Source organism: Ferrimonas sediminum, assembly GCF_900100175.1.
Taxonomy (GTDB): Bacteria; Pseudomonadota; Gammaproteobacteria; order Enterobacterales; family Shewanellaceae; genus Ferrimonas; species Ferrimonas sediminum.
This window is the reverse complement of sequence record NZ_FNEM01000012.1, coordinates 23,441-43,663: the sequence shown is the minus strand read 5'-3', so window position 1 is coordinate 43,663 and position 20,223 is coordinate 23,441. Positions and strand designations below refer to the sequence as shown.

Genomic DNA, 20,223 nt, shown 5'->3' with positions numbered 1-20,223 from the left:
CCTTTTTGGGTTTTAGAAGCTGGGCCGCCACCTGAGCCACTGTTTCTCGGCCTGCTCATACAGGGCAAAGCGGGTAAGGGGCTTGACCTTGTTGTCGTCGGTGGTGCTGGATTCGGTGGCAAAGGCGATGCCGCCCATCAACAGGGTATCCAGGGATTCGGTGTGAATCTCGGCGCCGCTGAACAGCCCCACTTTGACCGATAGGCCACTGGCGTTCCAGAAGCGGCTACTGGTATTGACCAGGTGACGATACCGGGGTTTGAGTTCGATGGTGATCTCCACCCGGCTGGCATCTTTGGCCAGTCCGTGTCGAACCACTTCGCCCACGGTGATCTGCCGATACAGTACCGGACTGCCGATCTTGACCGAGCCCAGTTGAGACTGAGTCAGCACCAACCGCAGTGACTGCTCATGCTCGTCCGGTGCCGGGGGCTCGGCCAGTGCCTGAAACTCACGCTGTCGCGGGCCGTCTTCGATGCCGGGCAGGGCGGACAGGTGGTTGCCCAGTACCAGGTTGGCAACGTTTTTGGTGCCGGTCAGACCCAGCTGGGCTTCGGCAACGTAGAAGCGGGCTCCCTCCACCAGGAAGCGTTGTTGCCACTGGGGATCCAGCGTCAGGGTGGCTTTGAGCCGCTTCAGATCCGGGGTCAGTTGCAACCGTTCCACCAGGCCCAGTTGCTGCTGATGGTATTTCACCGGCGCGCCCTGCTGGATGTCGGCATCGGCATCCAGGTAGACGGTGGCGCGAACCTTGGGGCTCAAGGCATCGTTGCGGTTGAGGTACAACCATTTGTCCCGTTCGCCGGTGCCGGCGCCGGCGAGGTTATCAAAGGCGATGCCGCCGCGCAGCAGGGCCATGGCGGCGGCGGTGTCGATCTCGAACTGGGTCAGGGACCCGCTGATGCGGACGCCACTGTATTTCCAGAAGCGGGTCTTGTCGGAGATCAGGTGCTGATAACGGCCCTCAAGGGCCAGTTTGATCTCAAATTGGTCACCCTTGAGCTGCAGGTCGCGGACGTTACCGACCTCCATTTGGCGGTAATAGACCGGAGCGCCGATGGCCAGGCCATCGGCCTTGTCGCTGTTAAGCCGCACCCAGAACGGTTTCGGGGCCTGGCTCTGTTCGAAATCATCCAGCAGTGGGTAGCGGGGGACAGGCGTGGCGTCGGCGGCTGCCGCCCGGGAGAAGCTGATGCCGCCATTGAGCAACTGGCTGAACGGGGCGGAGGAGACTGACAGGGCTTTGAGATCGGCGCTGATGTCCAGTCCCTGTGCCAGCCAGAAGTGGCTATCCTCTCCCACCAGTTGGTGATAGGGCGCGTTGATCCATACCTTGATGCCGATGCTGCCCTCTGACTCCAGGTCGACGCCGGTGACTTCCCCCACCGGCAGTTGCTTAAAGCGAACCGGTGAGCCCACATTCAGGCCAGCGGCATCCTCGCGGTACAGGGTCAGGGCGATACCGTCCCGACTGCTGTCCGGTGCGACACTGGCCAGTTCGAAGCGATATTGCGGTTCGCCGCTGCCGGGTTCGACGCTGATGAAGTCGCCCAGCAACAGGTTGCCGATGTGCTTGGCGCCGGTCAGGGAGAGTTGCCCCTTGACCTGCCAGAACTCGCTGCCGCTGACCAGCAGGTGGCGGTAACTGTCGCGGATGGCGGCGTTAAGTCGCACTCCGTATTCTCCGGCGCTGATGTCGGTCAGTTCGCCGATGTCAACGCCGCGCAGGCGAATCTTGCTGCCGGGCTTCAACCCCTCGGCACTGTCGGCGTTGAAGCTGATAAAGTGATCCTGGGTGGCGGCTTTTCGATCCGGGTACAGCTTGAATCGGGCACCGCTGGCCGCCGGTTCGCCCACCTCGGGCGAGTCAAAGGCGATGCCACCGGTCAGCAATGAGGCCAGGCTCTCCAGCTCTACCTTAACTCCGGACAGCGAGGCGTTGGCTTTTAGCCCGCTAACGTTCCAGAAGTGGGAGTTTTCCTTGACCAGCGGGGCATAACTGCGATCAATTTGTGCGGTGACCTGCACCTTTTTGGTTTCCGGATCCAGTACCGACTGCAGAATGTCGCCTACCTTCATCTGTTGGTAGTAAACGCTGGAACCGGCGTCCAATGAGCCGCCTTTATCGGCTTCAAGATGAATGATGGTCGCGTCATCGACAGAGGCCGGTGCCATGGTGTCGGCATTGAACCGCAGCCTGCGTTTGCCTTCGCCGGGCTTCATGGCGATGTAGTTGCCGGAGAAGAGCGCATCCAGGCCCTCAACACCGGTAATGGACGCCTTGGGGCTCACCAGCCAGAAACGGGTATCATGACGGAGGAGGTCGTCGACGGTGTGATCCATCTTAATCAGGACGTTCACCGATGAGCGGTCGCCACTGAGATCGACTTCGCGCACCATTCCGACCACCAGACCCTGGTATTTCACCAGGGTCTTGCGGGCTTCGATGCCATTGGCATCGGGGAATTGGATGCGAATCTCGGTGCCTTGCTCCTTGATGTAGGTAAACAGCAGCCAGGCTCCAAGAATGACCGCCAGGATCGGCAGTATCCAGATGGGAGAGAGTAGCTTTTTGCGCCTCACACGAGGGGACTGATTATTGTTCATGTTCGTCTTCAAGATCCCAAAGTAAACGAGTATCGATGGCTTTTGCCGCAAATTGGGTGAACAGAATCACCATGGCAAAAAAGGTGGCGGCGGGGGCCGGTTTGGCGTCCAGCAACTGTCCCATGTTGATCAGGCTGGCAACGATGCCGATCACAAACAGATCCAACATCGACCAGCGGCCGATAAATTCGATAATGTGGTAGAAAAACATCAGCCGTTTGCGGCCGACCCGCCATTTCAGGGTGATGGTCAACAGAATCGCCATCAAACCGGCAATTTTTAGAATCGGAACCGCGATACTGGCCACAAACACAATGATGGCGATACCCAGCATGCCTGAGGTCACCAGAGACACAATGCCGGTATAGATGGTGTCGAGCACCATCACACCCTGATTGGTGGTTTGGGTAATGGGGTAAAAGTTGGCGGGGCCCAGCATCACCATGGCGGTGATCAGCAGCGCCCAGGCGTGCTGCAGGCTGTTGGGCTTGCGCCGGTGCACCGGGGTGTGGCATCGCGGACAGTGGCTGAGCTCGGCCACCACGTTATGGCAACCGCTGCACAGCTTCCATTGGCGGTCGATGCCGCGCTCACTGTCGATAGGTCTGGTCATAGCGTTGCCACATCAGGTCGTGGTTGTATTCATATTGAACATAAAAGGTAATCACAAACAGCAGCATAAAGCAGAAGGTACCGGCACCATAATGCAGGTCGGCGAAATCGCCGAGTTTGAATGCCGCCACCAGGAAGCTGATCAGGTACACCTCCAGCATTGCGATTTGATCCAGCATCGGGTGCCATTTAATCAGTTGCCGGGCCAGGGATTTGCCAATCTTGAGTTTGAGCAGGATGAGCTGGCCGAGTATCGAGATCAGTACCAGCAACGGCGCCAGCACTCCGGCGGTAAAGATGGCGGTGCCCACCAGCCAGAACCCCTGCTCAAAGGTGATGACGGCGCCAAAGGCGATGGTAGCCTGGCGGACACTCCCCAGCAGATTGACTTCGAGAATCGGCAACAGGTTGGCGGGGATAAACAGAATCAGGGCTGTCAGGGCCAGGGCGGCCAGGGCGCTGTGGTCACAGTAGGGTGAGTCGGCCAGTCGACTCTGGCAACGAGGGCAGAAAAGCCGCATCCCTTTTGGGAGTGCCCGGCGACGAACTATCTGGTCGCAATGAGGGCAGAGGAGGGAGCAATTCGACAAAGTTTACCGCCACTTAGATGAAGTAATAGGACCTATGATAGCGAAACCCGTAATAAATTCGCCATTTTTTGCTCGGAAAGCCATTTAAATTGGTCTAACCAGCGCTGCGGACTTGACTGGGCTTTGAGAAATTGGGTTAATGGCAACCTTATGTGACTTAACCACTATGATGATGTCGACCCCTATTAACAATTCCTACTCAACTTTGGTCAAACAGGGCCGCGCCCTGATCGAAGGTGAGCCCAATCTTATCGCCAATCTGGCCAATCTCTCCGCTCTTATCTATAACTCGGTCTCGGATCTTAACTGGGCCGGATTTTATATGGTGGACAGTGACAGTACATTGGTGCTTGGGCCGTTTCAGGGGCAGGTTGCTTGTGTGCGCATCGAGATTGGCAAAGGGGTGTGTGGCACCGCCGTGGCCACCGACAGTACCCAGAGAGTTGACGATGTGCACGCCTTTGCCGGCCACATCGCCTGCGATGCAGCCAGTAACTCTGAACTGGTGGTTCCGATCCATTACCGGGGCAAGGTGATCGCCGTCCTTGATCTGGACAGTCCGCTCATCGGGCGGTTCCAGCAACAGGACCAGATTGGCTTTGAAGCCCTGATAACCGAGTTAGAAGCTCATCTTGAAAAGGTGGGTTTGTAAATGAAAGAACTGGTCACAATCCACAGTTACCTAGTCGATGCCGAAGGCATTGGCGACTGGGAAGGTGAAGAGGAGATTGCTGCAGATAATCTCAATCGCCTCTATCATGCAGTTTATGACGCGGCCGATGACGACATGGAGCCCGCTTCCCTGGAATCCATGTTGGATGCCATCTGGCCGTATTGGCAACACAATCCCGAATTAGTCGAGTTGGACGATGATATGATTGCAGGGTTCGTTGAATCCCTGTTTGACCACTTCGCCAACCAATCGGGACAGGAAGAGTTTAATGACTACTGAGAACCAAACCAAGCTTTCCGACACCAAGGCGGTAATCGCCTTTCTGTGTGAGAAGTTTCCAAACTGTTTTAGCCTTGAGGGCGACGCCAAACCATTAAAAGTTGGCTTGTTCCAGGACCTGGCTGAAGCCCTGGCCGAAGACGAGACTGTGAGTAAAACCCAGTTGCGTCAGGCGCTGCGTCGTTACACCAACAGCTGGCGCTACCTGCGCTGCGTCAAAGCTGGCACCCAGCGTGTTGATCTGCAAGGTGAAGCTTGCGGTGAGATCGATGCCCAGCACGTTGAGCATGCTCAACAGGCGCTGAAAGAGAGCCAGGAAAAAGCCAAGGCTCGTAAAATTGAGCAGGGCAAGCAAAACAAAGGAAACCCTGAGGCAAAGAAACGGTCTAAGCTGAAGAGTAAACCCGCTTCTGCCCCTCGCGCCAAGGCCACCGAAACCAAGCGTGTAGAGAAGCCTCGTCCCGAACTGAAGACCGTTGAAGCTGCGGCTTTGAGTGTTGACCAGAAGGTTAAAGTTCAGTTGGGCCGGGCGCCGGCCAGCGGTGTTGTTGTTGATATCAACAAAGATGACGTTCAGGTCCGTCTGGATTCAGGCATGACTGTTAAAGTGAAGGCATCACACATTCGCATCTGAACCAAAGTGGTCTAAAGGAGTAAAGTATTGATGGTGAAAACGAGTCCTAAAATGACCCGATTGGCAACCTGGTTTGCTGGTGCGTTGTTCAGCGTCCAGGCGCTGGCACTGAGCCCGGTAATCACTCAAGATGAGATTCCCGTACTGGCGCAGGAAGCCCAGCACAAGGTGGCAAGCAAGCGGGTTACGAACCTCTTTTCTCGTTCTCACTATCGAAAGTTTGCGATGGATACCGAGTTCTCACAGCAGATCTTTGATCGCTACCTGGAGCAACTCGATTTCAACAAGAGCATCTTTACCCAGTCCGAGGTGGACGGCTTTAATCGCTATCGCGATGGTTTTGCGGCGGCAATTCAAAAGGGTGACATGAAAGATGCGTACAGCATCTATCAGGTGGCTCTGGAGAAGCGCTATAACCGCTTCAGCTATGCCCTGAGCCTGCTGGACAAGCCGTTTGATTTCGATCAGGCCGGCGACAAGTACTACTTCGATCGCGAAGACGCCCAGTGGGCCCGGTCAGAATCTGACTTGGACGAACTGTGGCGCCAGCGGGTCAAGAACGATGCCCTCAATCTGAAACTGACCGGCAAAGAGTGGTCCGAGATTAAGGAGATGCTGGGTAAGCGTTACAACAACGCCCTTAAGCGCCTGAGTCAGACCCACTCCGAAGACGTGTTCCAGAACGTGATGGGGGCCTTTGCCTACAGCATCGAGCCCCACACCAGTTACCTGTCTCCCCGTAACGCCGACCGTTTCCAGACCGAGATGAACCTGTCTCTGGAGGGGATCGGTGCGGTGTTGCAGGTGCGCGACGATTACACCACCATTCGCTCTCTGGTTCCGGGTGGCCCGGCAGACAGCAATGGCGGCCTCAAACCGGAAGACCGCATCACCGGTGTCGGTCAGGAAGGGGAGGAGATCGTCGATGTCATCGGTTGGCGTCTGGATGACGTGGTTGAGCTGATCAAAGGGCCGAAAGGCTCGAAGGTTACCCTGGAGATTCTGCCTAAGAAGGGTGGCAGCAATGCCAAGCCTAAAACCGTTGTCATCGTTCGTGACAAGGTGAAGTTGGAAGACCGGGCGGTAAAATCGGAAGTCTATGTTCCAAGTGACGGTCCCTATCAGGGGCGTCGCCTCGGTGTTATCGAAATCCCGAGTTTCTACGTCAACATCTCTCAGGATGTGGCCAAAGAGTTGGAAAAGCTGGAGGCGGAAAACGTTGAAGCCATCAGCATCGACTTGCGCAATAACGGTGGTGGCTCCCTCAGTGAAGCCACCCTGTTAACCGGCCTGTTTATCTCTCAGGGACCCGTGGTTCAGATTCGCGATCAGCGAGGTCGCATCAACATCAACCGCGACGGCGACGGCCGCATCAGCTACTCCGGTCCGATGACCGTGCTGGTGAACCGTTACAGCGCTTCTGCGTCGGAGATCTTTGCCGCCGCCATGCAGGACTACGGTCGTGGCATGGTGATCGGTGAGCCGACCTTTGGTAAGGGAACGGTGCAGCAGCACCGCAGCCTGAGCAAAGCGTACGATCTGTTCGAGAAGCCCATGGGGCACGTTCAGTACACCATCGCCCGATTCTACCGAATCAACGGTGGCAGTACTCAGTTGAAGGGGGTCACTCCGGACATCGAGTACCCGAGTTTCTTCGAGCCCGGTGAGTACGGTGAGTCTCAGGAAGACAATGCGCTGCCTTGGGACTCGGTGCCAAAGGCCCATTACGACACCGTTAATGAAGTGCCTAAGACCATGGTCAGTACTCTGACGGCCAACTACCTGAAGCGCACCGACAGCAACCCTGAGTTTGGTTACCTGAAGGAAGACATCAGCGAGTACCGCGCCGAGAAAGACAAAGGCTACGTCAGTCTGGTGAAATCCGAGCGTGAGGCCAAACGGGAAGCGGACGACGCCACCGAGCTGAAGCGCACCAACGAACGGCGTAAGCGCCAGGGCCTGGAGCCGCTTAAGCAGCTGGAAGACGCCGGTGATGACGACGAGATGGCCATGGATGACAGCGCCGAGGACAACGATTACCTGCTGGCTGAGTCGGCCAACATCACTTTTGATATGGTGGACTGGAGCCGTCTGGCCAAGCAGAAGTAAGTGTGGACTTTTATTGAAAAAACCGCCTACGGGCGGTTTTTTTATGTCTGTTTGAATTTGCCGGTTATCGGGACATCAGCCTTGTCCGGCAGCGGCTGCTCAGCCGCCGCGCATTGAGACGTCAGAACGCGAATTGAACTGGCCCATCAGCATTAGGTTCATGAGTTGATGCGGTTGAGCCTAGTAAAACTGAAAAACTCGCGCGCGGTCACCGCACTCTGTCTGCCAAACCGTTACAACCCTCCACCGACTGGTATTCCATGGAGTAGATGATATGGCAAGGCGTCCGCCACAACAGCAATGCAGCGATGAAACCCTGGCTAGCCAGCTTAGGCTGGATGAATTGACGCTGTTTAACCTGGTGGCTAAATACGGCAGTTTTAGCACCGCAGCCAAGCAGTTGGGGATCAGCCAGCCAACGGCCAGCCGGCGTATACGGCGACTTGAAGAGAGTCTGAATCTGCGATTGTTCGAGCGTACCACCCATACCGTGACGCTCACCGAACTTGGGGCGCAGTTCCTGAGCCACAGCCAGAGGTTGAGTACGGATTTTGAAAATACCCTCAGTTTTGTGCGCCAGACGCAGGAAGAACCGGCCGGAGCGCTCTCCGTCGGTATGCCTCAATGGGTATTGCAGGTATTGGGTACGGAATTTTTCAATCACTTTCTAAGCGTCTATCCCCGGATTCAACTGGACTTCCATAACCTCTCTCCCGGGCGGTTGCTGATTGATGGCATTGAATCGGCCGAGATGGACTTGATGATTCACGCTTTCCTTCCCGCGGACCGCAAAGTAATTGCCCGGCCCGTTAAACAGTTCAATATCGATTTTTACGCCAGTAAGGAGTACCTGGCGGCATCGGCCCCCATCAGCCACCCGATGCAGTTGCCCCAACATCGTTGCCTGTTTGTTCGAAATCAGTTCTGGCAGCGGGGGGAGTGGCAGTGGAGCGACGAAGGGCAACCCCGGTCGATGATCATCAATCCCATCGCCAGCTTCGAGACATTTAGCCCGGCGCTGGACTGGGCACGTCAGGGGGCGGGTGTAGTCTGGTGCCCGGAGGAACTGGTGGATCGCAAGGACAGTGACGGGCGCCTGGTGAGGTTGTTCGACGGCCGGCATGCCACCAGGATGACACTGAACGGCATCTACCCATCACGTCGGTTGTTGTCGCCCAAGGTGAGCGCCTTTCTGGACGCGCTGACTGATTTTTTCCACTAGGGTTATGCATCTGAAGCATAAGCGGTTTCGGTTCGAACCTCTAAAAAACCTTAAGTTTCAAAATTATAATTTTGAATTACTTTGATGGTACTTTTTAAGGGGAACCAATGACAACCGAACCTTCTCAGACTCCGACCGGGGCTCCGGTGGATCTTGAACGACGTAAACTGTTTAAGTTGAGCGCAGTGGCGGCGGGGCTCGCTGCCTCTGGTGGCGCCGCGGCCTGGGTCGGAAATCGAATTCAGGGAGTGCCTTTTGAAGGGGGGTTCCCCATGCCGGTGGATGAGGCGGTGCTCAAGCCTTTCGCCCAACGAAACTGGATCTTTTCCCAGGCGGCGTCGGAGACCATGCGCCGGAAGCATCCCGAGCGTGATCGGCTGTTTGCCGAGATTGCTGGGGCGCCAGGATGGACGTTCAACGATGGCCTGTTTGCCGCTTCCGATTACACCCGCCCCCCTGAGCAATGGCAGAGTGACAAGCCCGGCTATCAGCAGATCGACTGGGCTCTGTTTTGTGCTGCCTCCCATCCCCTGGATTATCTGGGCAAGATGGCCAAATTCGGCCAGCCCAATGCTCCGGGGATCTGTAGCTGGGAACAGAAGAACCTGGCGCCTCACCAATGGCAATTTAACTCAAAACAGGATGCCGCCGTTCGAATTAAGCGGGCCGCTAAGCTGTTTGGTGCAACCCGGGTGGGGATTACCTATAACGATCCGCGTTGGAATTTCGAGCCGATGTTCGACATGTTCCAGGACAAGGAGGTCTCATGGGAGGAGTATCCGTTTAAGCCCAAGACCGTCATCGTCATGCTGCACGAGATGGATTATGACGGAATCCGCACCTCGCCGGCGGCGACCTCGGTGGGGGCAGTGAACAAGGGCTATACCGATATGGCGGTGACTGCCGGCTCTTTGGCCGACTTTATCCGTCGTCTCGGTTACCAGGCGGTCGCGTCCCACAACGACTCCATCAACAAAGTCGCCTACGGCATCATGGCCGGGCTGGGTGAGGGGGCCCGAAACGGTGCCTTGGTTGCCCCTGGCCTGGGGCCCAGAGTACGGATCTCCGCAGTGTTGACCGATCTTGATTTCGTTGAGTACGACAAGCCAAGGAACTTCGGCATCATGGAGTTTTGTCGTCATTGCAAACTGTGCGCCGACCGCTGCCCCTCCGATGCGATCACCACCGACGATGAACCAAGCTATGCGCCGACCTACAAGGACGCCGATAACCCGGATATCGGCTGGCATGGCCAGAAGGGGGTGCTCAAGTTCTATAACGACGCCAAAAAATGCTACAAGTTCTGGCACGACAATAACGTTGCCTGTACCAACTGCATCAAGGCCTGCCCCTGGAACAAGCCGGATTTCTGGCACCATAGGTTGATTGACGCTTCAAACACCTTTACCAAGGGGCCAATCCATTCCTTTATGAGAGAGATGGATACCCTGTTTGGTTACGGCAATATGGATGTGACCAAGGCTCATAGCCTGTTTTGGAACAAGGAGGTTTAAGATGATGGGACTGCAATGGTATTTAATGGGGATGCTGACCGTGGTGGCATGGAATGCGGTATCCAGCATCGGTGCGCGTTACTGGCTGGATTGGAGAGCGTATCTCGGGCTGGCCGCTTCCGCCGCCCTGGTGTGGCTCACCATCGGTTGGTCATGGGCCTCCTTTGCCGAGGGGGAAGCCCAATCTGGGGCGATGGGGCTGATGATTTTCGGACTTGGTGGACTGCTGACGCTATCCTGCACCTGGCGATACTTCATCGCTCCCAGGCCGCGGTTGCTCAAGCGTTAGCGGCGTAACCGCAGCCTACCGGGTCGCTAAAACAAACCGCCTTCGGGCGGTTTTTTCGTGCCTGACACCGCCGCTGTTGGTGGCAATAGGCCAAAGGCCATGGCGACTAACGGGATCTATCACTGACTTTATGGCCGGCCGCGGCAAGCCGTCGGGTAGCAGAGGGCAGAGGTGGTTCGAATTGGGGGCGGTGGCTCCATTTATCGCTGATTGTGCTGCCGTGTGGGGCTCGAACTGCTGCCCCGGGGCTGGGCATCCTGCGGCGATTGTGCTAAATCTAAAGGATAAGCAACATTATATTAACAATAACAGAGCTCTAGGGCAGTACGCCCATTGGCACAGAGCCGTTGCACCGGCTTAGGGAGTAGCAAGGATGTCACAGAATCATGGACAGTGGACCAGCAGGTTTAGTTATGTACTGGCGGCCACCGGCGCCGCTGTGGGGCTGGGTAACATCTGGAAGTTTCCCTATATCATGGGGGAAAACGGCGGCGGCGCCTTTGTACTGGTGTACCTGGTGTGCATCGCCCTGATTGGTATCCCGGTGATGATGGCCGAGGTGATGATCGGTAAGTTCGGTCGTCAGACTCCGGCGAGGTCGGCGGTGTTGATGGCCAAGGCGTCCGGTCGCTCCTCCGCCTGGCGGGTGACCGGTTGGGGCGGGGTCGCGGCCGGATTTCTGATCCTCTCCTTCTATGTGGTGATTGCCGGTTGGGCGGTGGCTTACACCTGGTACGGCTTCAGTGGCCGCTTTGAGAACCAGGGAGCCGAACAGATCGGCTTGTTGTTCACAGAACTGAACGCCGGCCCCTGGGCCCTGATGGGGTGGAGTGGCTTTATTGTGCTGGGTACCGTGCTGGTGGTGGGCAAGGGGTTACAGAAGGGGCTGGAAAAAGCGGTCAACCTCATGATGCCAATCCTGTTTGTACTGTTGGCCATCATGGTGGGTTATGCCGCCGCTACCGGTAACTTCAGTGAGGCGGTGCAGTTTATGTTTGCCGCCGACTTCTCAAAACTCAGCTGGAACGGGGTACTTATCGCCCTCGGACACAGTTTCTTCACCCTGTCACTGGCCTCCGGCATTATGATGATGTATGGCGCTTACCTGCCGGACAACACCTCGTTAGTGAAAACCTCGGTGTACATCGCCATTATGGATACTCTGGTGGCCCTGATGGCCGGGTTGGCGATCTTTCCCATCGTGTTTGCCAACGGCTTGCCGGCAGGAGCCGGACCGGGCTTGATATTCCAGAGTTTGCCCATCGCCTTTGGCCAGATGCCACTGGGGCAACTGTTTGGTGGCAGCTTTTTCCTGATGGTGGTCGTTGCGGCGTTTACCTCCTCCATCGCCCTGATTGAATCCAGTGTCGCCTGGCTGGTGGAAAATCGCGGCCTCAGCCGTTGGCAGGCGTCGGCGTCGGCCGGCTTTGCCATCTGGCTCGCGAGTCTGTTGACGGTTTTCTCTCTGACCGGCGCCGAATGGAGTGTGGTGTCTTTGTGGGGCGACATCCGTATCAGCTTCTTTGACCTGCTGGACTACATCACCGCCAACATCATGCTGCCCCTGGGAGGCTTGATCATCGCAGTGTTTGCCAGCTGGGCGGTGTCCGAGGAGATCAGCCGGCGCACCCTGGACACCACGCCGGCGCTGTATCGGTTGTGGCAGCTGTCACTGCGTTTTGTGGCTCCGGTGGCGATTGTGGCGGTGTTCCTCAATCTTATTGGTGTGCTGAATCTCTGACCGTCAGAGGACCGATTCAACAAGCGCCGCCCGTCGGCGCTTTTTTCTGGGCGGTGAAAACTGTTTAATTGTCCAGCGGTTGAGGGCTGCTGCACTGGAACCGTAAGAATTCTTGGTATACTGGGCGTCATCGTTCAAACCGGCATTGGCCATTACTTGCCCTGTGGACAGGGTGGGGCCCGCACACCTAAGTGCTGGTTCGGTTATCGCCGCGAAGGCACAGACTAACGCAAGGAGAATCGCAGCATGTCTCAACCGACAGCGCGCCACCGACTGGATTACGCTCCCAGTGATTTTAGCATCGACACCCTCAATCTGATCGTTCGGCTGGATGACCATCAGACCCGGATTGTGGCCACCAGCCAGGTACATCGCCGGAACGAGGCGGCGACCACCCTGATGCTCAGTGGCGAGTCGATGTCCCTATTGTCGGTGTCCATCGACGGCCAGCCACTGCCTCAGTCCCGCTATCAGGTGCAGGATGACCAGTTGACGATTGAGGCGGATCTGCCTGAGTTTGAGCTGGTGATTGAAACCGAGATCGATCCGGCCAACAACACTGCCCTGGAGGGATTGTATAAATCGCAAGGGGTGTTCTGTACCCAGTGTGAGGCCGAGGGCTTTCGTCGCATCACCTATTTCCTCGATCGTCCCGACGTGCTGGCGCGCTACACCACCCGCATCGAGGCGCCAAAGGCCGACTACCCCTACCTGTTGGGTAACGGCAACAAGATCGACAGCGGAGAGCTGGAAAACGGCTGGCACTTTGCTACCTGGGAAGATCCGTTCCCGAAACCCAGCTATCTGTTTGCCCTGGTGGCCGGTGACTTCGACCGTCTCGATGATCATTTCGTTACCCGTAGTGGCCGCCGGGTCGAGCTGCAACTGTTCGTGGATAAAGGCCAGGAGCAACGCGGTCACCACGCCATCGCCAGCCTGAAGGCGGCGATGAAATGGGATGAGGATCGTTTCGGCCTGGAGTACGACCTGGACATCTACATGGTCGTGGCGGTGGACTTCTTCAACATGGGCGCCATGGAGAACAAGGGCCTGAACGTGTTTAACTCCAAATGCGTGCTGGCCGACGGCGACAGTGCCACCGATGCCGAGTTCGACCGCATCGAGTCCATCATCGGCCATGAGTATTTCCACAACTGGACCGGTAACCGCATCACCTGTCGCGACTGGTTCCAGTTGAGTCTCAAAGAGGGATTGACGGTGTTTCGGGATCAGGAGTTCTCCTCCGATCTGGGTTCCCGGGCAGTGAACCGCATCGCGGCGGTGAAAACCATCCGCGGCGTCCAGTTTGCCGAAGACGCCGGCCCGATGGCGCATCCAATTCGCCCTGAGAAGGTGATTGAGATGAACAACTTCTACACCGTCACCGTCTACGACAAGGGGGCGGAGATCATTCGCATGATGCACACCCTGTTGGGCGAGGACGGGTTCCAGAAAGGGATGCAGTGCTACGTTGAACGTCATGATGGTCAAGCGGTGACCTGTGATGACTTTGTCCAGGCGATGGAGGATGCCAGCGGCGTGGATCTGACCCTGTTCCGTCGTTGGTACAGCCAGTCCGGCACCCCTCACCTGAGCGTGACCGAACACTATGATGCGGCCAAAGCCCAATACACCCTGATGTTCCGCCAGCACACCGCGGCGACGGCGGATCAGGCCGACAAACTGCCGCTGCACATTCCGGTGAAACTGGAACTGCTGGACAGCCAGGGCAACGCCATCGCCGCTATGGTTGACGGGCAGCCCTTTAATGGCCTCTACAGCCTGATGGAGGAGCAGGGCACGTTGGTCCTCGATGGCGTCAATGAAGCCCCGGTGGCGTCGTTGCTGCAGGAGTTCTCGGCGCCGGTGAAACTGGAGTTTGCCCAGGATGAACAGGCGCTGTGCCTGCTGATGGCCCACGCCAACAACGCTGTGGCTCGTTGGGATGCGGCCCAGAGCCTGCTGACCGGAGCCATCTACAGTGTCTTTGATAATGCCGATGTATCGTTGTCCCGGTCACTGGTCACCGCTTTCGAGTCGGTGCTGGTCAACGAACGGGTGGACGCGGCTCTGGTTGCGGAACTGCTGAACCTGCCGTCCGTAGCGACACTGCTGGACGGTCGTCCAGGCAGCGATGTGGTGAAGTTGTATCAGGCTCGGGTTGAGATCCAGAGGCAACTGACCCGTGCCCTGAAGCCGGTTATCAGCAGCCGTTACGACGCCTGCCAACAGCAGCAGAAGCAGGGGCAGGCCGATGCCGCCATCCGCAGCCTGAAAAACACCCTGCTGGAGTTGCTGGCCCTCGATGGTGACGATGAGCGTGTCAGTCGCCAGTTTGCCGAAGCGGACAACATGACCGACAGCCTGGGGGCGCTGACCGCCGCCAATCGCGCGTTGTTGCCGGGCCGCGAAGATCTTATGAGTCGCTTTGAGGCCCGCTGGCACGACGATGTGCTGGTGATGGACAAGTGGTTTAGTCAGACGGCGATGGCGCCACAGAGTGTTGACAAGGCTCTGGGTGCCATCGAGGCCGCCATGAGCCATCCGCGTTTCGATATGGCCAACCCTAACCGGGTTCGTGCACTGATTGGTGCCTTTGCCGAAGCCAACCCGATGGCGTTTCATGACGTCAGCGGCAAAGGGTATACGTTCCTGGTGGAGCAACTGAAAACCCTTAACGGCATCAATCCTCAATGTGCCGCCCGCATCATTACACCGCTCATCGGCTTTAAGCGTCATGACGCGACCCGTCAGCAGGCGATGAAGGCCGGCTTGACCGAACTGATGGCGATGGGGGATCTGTCCCGGGATCTGTATGAGAAGGTATCCAAGAGCCTGAGTTAAGGAAACGGCGGCGGCGCAGGCCGCCGCCCATCTACTATGAGTCAATATATCTTCGATCTCGGCATCAGTGCCAACCAGATGCAACGTTACTATCAGGGCCAGGTTCAGGTGGTCGTGGTGCGCAGCCTGCAGGGCAAGGTGATTCACCTCCATCCGCGGTTTTTGCGTCCCTTTGTTTCCGCCAACGGCGTACATGGCCGGTTTAAACTGACTCTGGATTTAAACGGTCAATTTAACGAATTGATAAAAATCAGCTAACTTCTTGTTGGTCAAAGCATAGAGTTTTTACTTCAAACGCCTGTTGTATTTTTGACTGTTTTTGTTTGTTGGCGCAAAAATGCTTAAATTCAAGAGCTTACGCTCAGATGCCCCGGCCTGTCTGCCCCAGAATCAAATTTCGACTCTGACTTAGCCAGAAAAGTTGAGTTAACTCCCTAAAAATTAACCTGTTTCTCCCTCCTAAAAAGGTTGCGGCACTGTGTGTGTTGTTGTAACAATGGGGTTAATGTGTCGTTACTTGGCGATGCATGCCAAAACAACAAATTCAGGGAAGGGAGAACCGCGATAATGAGACAAGGCGCATTGGTTTTTCGCCGCTCAGCGTTGGCTGCCAGTATCGGATTGATATTGTCAGGTCCTGCTGCAGCTGTCACTTTCAATTGGGGAGAGATAGAGGGGAGTTTTGATTCGACCTGGACAGTGGGTGCTGCGTGGCGGGTAGAAGACCGCGACTACAGCAAGATTGCCAAATCCAGTCAGCCTGGCCTGGACTGGACCGGGTACGGATTCGATTTTGCCAACAGTCGTTTTAACGAAATCTACGGTGGCGACCAGCTGTTTGCCATGCCGGGTTCTTATTCAGCCAACGGCGATCTGGCAAACGTTCTGTATGATCAGGGCGATACCTTCTCTGAAATCTTCAAAGGCCTGCACGAACTCGAGTTGGTGTATGACAACATGGGGATCTTCGTTCGAGGCATGTACTTCTATGACAAGCGCATGGAAGATTCCGACTTTGATTACCGCAACCCGGTTTCCGGGGCCAAATACGATGTGTGTGATGACGATAAGGCGTCCGAGTACGCCTGTTCCGACATTCGACTGCTCGACGCTTACTTCTTCGCGGACTGGGACATTGGCGACATGCCGCTGTCGGTTCGCGTCGGTGAGCAGGTGGTCAGCTGGGGCGAAAGCACCCTGATTGCCCATGGCATCAACAACATCAACCCGGTGGATCTGGCGCGTCTGCAGGCACCGGGCTCGGAGCTGAAGGAAGCGTTTATTCCGGTCGGCATGGTATGGGCGTCGTTGGGGATCACCGAGAACCTCAACTTCGAGGCGTTCTACCAGTATCGCTGGGAGCAGACCCGCCTGCCGGTGACCGGCACCTACTTCTCCAGTAACGATTTCGCCGGTGCCGGTGGTTACGCCAACAACGCCCAGTTGGGTTTTACGTCCAATCCGGACAACACCCTGGATTGGTTGCTGCAGCAGTACAGCCAGCTCAGCATGGTAGCCGGACAGGCTGCGGAAGCGGGCGGGGCGGCTGGACTGGCTCAATTGGCGCCGTTTGCGTTGGCTTACCCCACCAAGGCCACCCTTATCGGCCATGAAAATGAGCCCGATGATCAGGGCCAGTTCGGTTTGAAGCTGGGCTATTTTGCGCCGCAGTGGAACGACACCGAATTTGGCTTCTACTTCATGAACTACCACAGTCGTCGCCCGCTGATCAGCGGCCAGACTGCCAACTTTGGCGCCGACGCGGTGGCGGCGGATCTGGCTACCCTGGCCGGCCTTAATGGTGACGTCAGTCGTCAGGACCTGCTGGATCTGCAGACCTTCTCCAAGGCCGAGCTGGAGTACCCGGAAGACATTAAACTCTATGGTGTCTCCTTTAACACCACCATCGGCGATACCTCGGTAGCCGGTGAAGTGGCTTATCGCCAGGATGAGCCGCTGCAGATTGATGATGTAGAACTGCTGTTTGCGGCGATGCCGGAGCAGTTGTACAACGCCGACCCGGTAACCTACGCCATCTTTAAAGATCTGTCCCAGTACACCCTGCCAGACGGCTCCAAGGCCGGCCCGGGTGAACGTGCACCGGGTTACGTACTGACCGACAGTACTCAGGTACAGATGACTCTGACCCACATCTTCGGCCCCAGCATGGGCGCGGACAACTTCCTGATGCTGGCCGAGATTGGCGGCGTGTGGTTGCACGACATGCCCGATGAAGCGGTTCTGCGGATGAACGGCCCAGGTACCGAACGTGCCGGTTCGGCCGGGCGGGAAGACAACCTGGCGGTTCTGGACATTCTCCACAACGGTCCTGAGGAGGACGACTTCCCAACCGACTCCGCCTGGGGCTATCGCCTGATCGCCAAGTGGGATTACTCCAACGTGGCCTTTGGCTGGAACATGTCACCACGTCTGGTGTTCTCTCACGACGTCAGTGGTACCACTCCGGACCCACTGTTCCTGTTTGTGGAAGAGCGCAAGTCGGCCTCGGCTACGCTGAGCTTCGATTACCAGAGCCGCTGGTCCGCCGATCTCAGCTATAACGCTTTCTGGGATGGAAAGGGTTCTACTAACTCCATGGAAGACAAAGACTTTGTCTCCTTTAACCTTAAGTTCTCTATCTAACGGGGGAGAGGGGAAATGAAAAAATTCAGTATTATTGCCGCAGCACTCGCCGTATCGTGCAGCTTTGGTGTCGCCGCCAAGGTGACTCCGGAGCAGGCCAAGGCTTTGGGTTCCACTCTGACTCCGGTTGGCGCAGAGAAGGCGGGCAACGCCGATGGATCCATTCCCGCCTGGGATGGTGGCATCACCCAGGCGCCGGCAGATTATCAGTCCGGTCAGTTCCATACCGATCCCTACGCCGGCGACGCGATGTTGTACTCCATTACCGCCGCCAATGTGGATCAGCATAAAGCCTTGCTGACCCCGGGTATCATCAAGATGTTTGAGATGTATCCGGACACCTTCAAGATGGACGTGTATCCGACCCATCGCAGCGCCTCCTACCCTCAGTTTATCTACGACGCCTCGGTGGCCAACGCCACCACCGCCGAGTTGGTAGCCGGCGGTAACGGCCTGAAGAACGCCGCCATCGGGGTGCCGTTCCCGATGCCGACCAACGGTCTGGAAGCGATCTGGAACCACATCCTTCGCTATCGCGGTACCGATGCCCACATTCTGCGTGGTCAGGCAGCCCCGACGGCTGGCGGCAGTTACACCCTGGTGAAGACCGACGAGAAGATTAAGTTCCTCTACTCGCGTCAGGATGCCAACGCCGTTGCATTGGAGAAAGACAACCTGCTGTTCTACTTCAAGCAGGTCGTGACCTCTCCGGCTCGACTGGCCGGTACCGCGCTGCTGGTGCATGAAACCATGGATCAGGAGAAGGAGCCGCGTAAGGCCTGGACCTACAACACCGGCCAGCGCCGGGTTCGCCGGGCTCCGAACGTGGCCTTCGACACCCCGGGTACCGCCTCCGACGGCATGCGTACCACCGATGACTTCGATATGTATAACGGTTCGCCATCGCGCTACAACTGGACCCTTAAGGGTAAGAAAGAGTTGTTGATTCCGTACAACAACTACAAGTTGCACGGTGCCGATATCAAGTACAAACAGATCCTCAAGCCGGGTCACATCAACATGGATCTGGTGCGCTGGGAGAAACACCGGGTGTGGGAAGTGGAAGCGACCCTCAAGGATGGCATCAGCCACCTGTACAAAACCCGAACCTTCTATCTGGATGAGGACAGCTGGCAGGTGAGCCTGGTCGACTTGTACGACAAGCGTGACGAGCTGTATCGAGTCGGTATGGCACACGCGGTCAACTACTACGACCTGCCCACGGTCTGGACCACCCTGGAGGTGTTCTATGACCTGAGCTCCCGCCGTTACCTGGCCATGGGTCTGGATAACGAAGACGGCGTTGCCAGCTTCGAAGAGGAGTTCAGCGTCAAGAAGGAGTTTACCACCAACTCACTGCGACGCAGCGGACGTCGCTAATCCCATCACAATAAGAATAGGGGGCACTCCGGTGCCCCCGCTATGGAATATAACTATGCGGTATACAATGTTATTTCCGCTTGTGCTGATCGGAACGCCCGTACTGGCGGATGTCCCCACTCCATTGCCTAATCCGGCAATTCATGCCACCAAAGCAAGCGTCAGTCCGATGATGAGCCTGGCTCAGACCTCGAATGGAATGATTGCGGTGGGCAACCGGGGTCACGTTCTGTATTCACCAAGCGGTAAGGGCGAGTGGCAACAGGCCAAGGTACCGGTCAGCACCATGCTGACCCGGGTGGTGATGGTCAATGACAGCCTGGGCTGGGCCCTGGGTCATGACGCCACCATACTGCGCACCGACGACGGCGGCGCCAGCTGGCAGGTACAGCAATGGTTGCCGGAGGTGGAGATTCCGCTGCTCGACGCCCATTTCTTCGATAGCGACAACGGCATCACCGTCGGCGCCTACGGCCAGCTGTTTCGAACCGCCGATGGTGGCAAGCACTGGCAGTTTGAGTTTCTCGATTCACTGCTCATCGAAGACGATCGACTCTACCTGGAGGAGATCCGCGAGGAAAGTGAACAGGACTACCTGGCCGAGCGGGCAGCGATGCTGCCTCACATCAACGGCATCACCGAACTGAAAGACGGCTCCTTGTTCATCGTCGGCGAGATGGGGCTGATGGCCCGTTCCACCGATCAGGGCAAGACCTGGACCCGGTTGCCGGAAGTCTACTTCGGCTCTTTGCTGGATATGGTAGAGACTCAGGGGGGCGACTGGGTGGCTTTCGGCCTGCGCGGCAATGTATTTCAGAGTACCGATCAGGGTCAAAGCTGGTACCCGTTGGAGGTCGACACCCTGTCCACCTTTAACGGTGGCCGGGTCATGAGTGACGGCAGCGTCATCCTGGTTGCCAACGGTGGCATTCTGGCGCGCCGGAAAAAAGACAGCGACGATTTTGTCGTCCACCAGGTGGCCAAGGGCCAGGATCTGGTGGATGTAGTGGAAGGCCAACCCGGTCAATACTGGGTGGTCGGTTCCCACGGTGTTCAAGACATCACCATAAAGCAGTAAGGAGCAGT

The 20,223-nt window shown here is 56.9% G+C and carries 16 protein-coding genes; 13 read left to right on the top strand and 3 right to left on the bottom strand.

The genetic code is table 11. The annotated features are described in order from the left end of the window. Positions 1–12: 12 nt before the first annotated feature. Genes BLT77_RS13515 through BLT77_RS13505 form a run of 3 tightly spaced genes read right to left on the bottom strand, consistent with a single transcriptional unit; the run spans position 13 to position 3,740 of the window. Complete coding sequence (locus BLT77_RS13515) at positions 13–2,607, bottom strand: MlaD family protein (RefSeq protein ID WP_090366216.1); 2,595 nt, start codon at positions 2,605–2,607, stop codon at positions 13–15. Continuing rightward, positions 2,597–3,220 (bottom strand): paraquat-inducible protein A, encoded by a 624-nt coding sequence (locus BLT77_RS13510; protein WP_090366214.1) that lies wholly within the window; start codon positions 3,218–3,220, stop codon positions 2,597–2,599. The genes BLT77_RS13515 and BLT77_RS13510 overlap by 11 nt, the downstream gene beginning before the upstream one ends. Beyond that, entirely contained in the window at positions 3,198–3,740 is a 543-nt protein-coding gene (locus BLT77_RS13505) for a paraquat-inducible protein A (RefSeq protein ID WP_245709949.1), read from the bottom strand. Before BLT77_RS13505 ends, BLT77_RS13510 begins: the two co-directional genes overlap by 23 nt. Positions 3,741–3,975: 235 nt before the next feature. Between BLT77_RS13505 and BLT77_RS13500 the strand changes: the two genes are divergently transcribed. From BLT77_RS13500 to BLT77_RS13440, 13 genes are all read left to right on the top strand, one after another. Continuing rightward, a complete protein-coding gene (locus BLT77_RS13500) occupies positions 3,976–4,461 on the top strand; it encodes a GAF domain-containing protein (RefSeq protein WP_425431735.1) in 486 nt (161 codons plus the stop codon). Beyond that, positions 4,462–4,761, top strand: coding sequence for a hypothetical protein (locus BLT77_RS13495; protein ID WP_090366208.1), 300 nt, complete (start codon positions 4,462–4,464; stop codon positions 4,759–4,761). Continuing rightward, entirely contained in the window at positions 4,751–5,395 is a 645-nt protein-coding gene (proQ, locus tag BLT77_RS13490; RefSeq protein ID WP_090366205.1) for an RNA chaperone ProQ, read from the top strand. Before BLT77_RS13495 ends, proQ begins: the two co-directional genes overlap by 11 nt. 51 nt (positions 5,396–5,446) lie before the next feature. Further along, on the top strand, positions 5,447–7,504 hold the full coding sequence (prc, locus tag BLT77_RS13485) for a carboxy terminal-processing peptidase (protein ID WP_090366200.1): 2,058 nt from the start codon (positions 5,447–5,449) through the stop codon (positions 7,502–7,504). Between the two features lie 274 nt (positions 7,505–7,778). Further along, entirely contained in the window at positions 7,779–8,726 is a 948-nt protein-coding gene (locus tag BLT77_RS13480) for a LysR family transcriptional regulator (protein ID WP_090366195.1), read from the top strand. A 107-nt stretch (positions 8,727–8,833) separates the two neighbouring features. After that, on the top strand, positions 8,834–10,240 hold the full coding sequence (locus tag BLT77_RS13475) for a reductive dehalogenase (protein ID WP_090366192.1): 1,407 nt from the start codon (positions 8,834–8,836) through the stop codon (positions 10,238–10,240). A 1-nt stretch (position 10,241) separates the two neighbouring features. After that, positions 10,242–10,529 (top strand): tetrachloroethene dehalogenase, encoded by a 288-nt coding sequence (locus BLT77_RS13470; RefSeq protein ID WP_090366190.1) that lies wholly within the window; start codon positions 10,242–10,244, stop codon positions 10,527–10,529. A gap of 373 nt (positions 10,530–10,902) precedes the next feature. Then, complete coding sequence (locus tag BLT77_RS13465; RefSeq protein ID WP_090366186.1) at positions 10,903–12,270, top strand: sodium-dependent transporter; 1,368 nt, start codon at positions 10,903–10,905, stop codon at positions 12,268–12,270. A gap of 246 nt (positions 12,271–12,516) precedes the next feature. After that, a complete protein-coding gene (gene pepN, locus BLT77_RS13460) occupies positions 12,517–15,114 on the top strand; it encodes an aminopeptidase N (protein WP_090366184.1) in 2,598 nt (865 codons plus the stop codon). 36 nt (positions 15,115–15,150) lie between these two features. Further along, positions 15,151–15,372, top strand: coding sequence for a DUF2835 family protein (locus tag BLT77_RS13455; RefSeq protein ID WP_090366181.1), 222 nt, complete (start codon positions 15,151–15,153; stop codon positions 15,370–15,372). Positions 15,373–15,681: 309 nt separating this feature from the next. Then, positions 15,682–17,757: a DUF1302 domain-containing protein gene (locus BLT77_RS13450; RefSeq protein ID WP_090366178.1), complete on the top strand. Its 2,076-nt coding sequence runs from the start codon at positions 15,682–15,684 to the stop codon at positions 17,755–17,757. A 15-nt stretch (positions 17,758–17,772) separates the two neighbouring features. Beyond that, complete coding sequence (locus BLT77_RS13445; RefSeq protein WP_090366175.1) at positions 17,773–19,137, top strand: DUF1329 domain-containing protein; 1,365 nt, start codon at positions 17,773–17,775, stop codon at positions 19,135–19,137. Between the two features lie 67 nt (positions 19,138–19,204). Continuing rightward, positions 19,205–20,215, top strand: coding sequence for a WD40/YVTN/BNR-like repeat-containing protein (locus tag BLT77_RS13440; RefSeq protein WP_176819314.1), 1,011 nt, complete (start codon positions 19,205–19,207; stop codon positions 20,213–20,215). Positions 20,216–20,223: the final 8 nt, after the last annotated feature.

Excerpts from the sequence above, each read along its gene's own strand:
- BLT77_RS13515 (WP_090366216.1), bottom strand. The coding sequence starts at position 2,607 with ATGAACAATAATCAGTCCCCTCGTGTGAGGCGCAAAAAGCTACTCTCT.
- BLT77_RS13510 (WP_090366214.1), bottom strand. The coding sequence starts at position 3,220 with ATGACCAGACCTATCGACAGTGAGCGCGGCATCGACCGCCAATGGAAG.
- BLT77_RS13505 (WP_245709949.1), bottom strand. The coding sequence starts at position 3,740 with ATGCGGCTTTTCTGCCCTCGTTGCCAGAGTCGACTGGCCGACTCACCC.
- BLT77_RS13500 (WP_425431735.1), top strand. The coding sequence starts at position 3,976 with ATGATGATGTCGACCCCTATTAACAATTCCTACTCAACTTTGGTCAAA.
- BLT77_RS13495 (WP_090366208.1), top strand. The coding sequence starts at position 4,462 with ATGAAAGAACTGGTCACAATCCACAGTTACCTAGTCGATGCCGAAGGC.
- proQ (WP_090366205.1), top strand. The coding sequence starts at position 4,751 with ATGACTACTGAGAACCAAACCAAGCTTTCCGACACCAAGGCGGTAATC.
- prc (WP_090366200.1), top strand. The coding sequence starts at position 5,447 with ATGACCCGATTGGCAACCTGGTTTGCTGGTGCGTTGTTCAGCGTCCAG.
- BLT77_RS13480 (WP_090366195.1), top strand. The coding sequence starts at position 7,779 with ATGGCAAGGCGTCCGCCACAACAGCAATGCAGCGATGAAACCCTGGCT.
- BLT77_RS13475 (WP_090366192.1), top strand. The coding sequence starts at position 8,834 with ATGACAACCGAACCTTCTCAGACTCCGACCGGGGCTCCGGTGGATCTT.
- BLT77_RS13470 (WP_090366190.1), top strand. The coding sequence starts at position 10,242 with ATGATGGGACTGCAATGGTATTTAATGGGGATGCTGACCGTGGTGGCA.
- BLT77_RS13465 (WP_090366186.1), top strand. The coding sequence starts at position 10,903 with ATGTCACAGAATCATGGACAGTGGACCAGCAGGTTTAGTTATGTACTG.
- pepN (WP_090366184.1), top strand. The coding sequence starts at position 12,517 with ATGTCTCAACCGACAGCGCGCCACCGACTGGATTACGCTCCCAGTGAT.
- BLT77_RS13455 (WP_090366181.1), top strand. The coding sequence starts at position 15,151 with ATGAGTCAATATATCTTCGATCTCGGCATCAGTGCCAACCAGATGCAA.
- BLT77_RS13450 (WP_090366178.1), top strand. The coding sequence starts at position 15,682 with ATGAGACAAGGCGCATTGGTTTTTCGCCGCTCAGCGTTGGCTGCCAGT.
- BLT77_RS13445 (WP_090366175.1), top strand. The coding sequence starts at position 17,773 with ATGAAAAAATTCAGTATTATTGCCGCAGCACTCGCCGTATCGTGCAGC.
- BLT77_RS13440 (WP_176819314.1), top strand. The coding sequence starts at position 19,205 with ATGTTATTTCCGCTTGTGCTGATCGGAACGCCCGTACTGGCGGATGTC.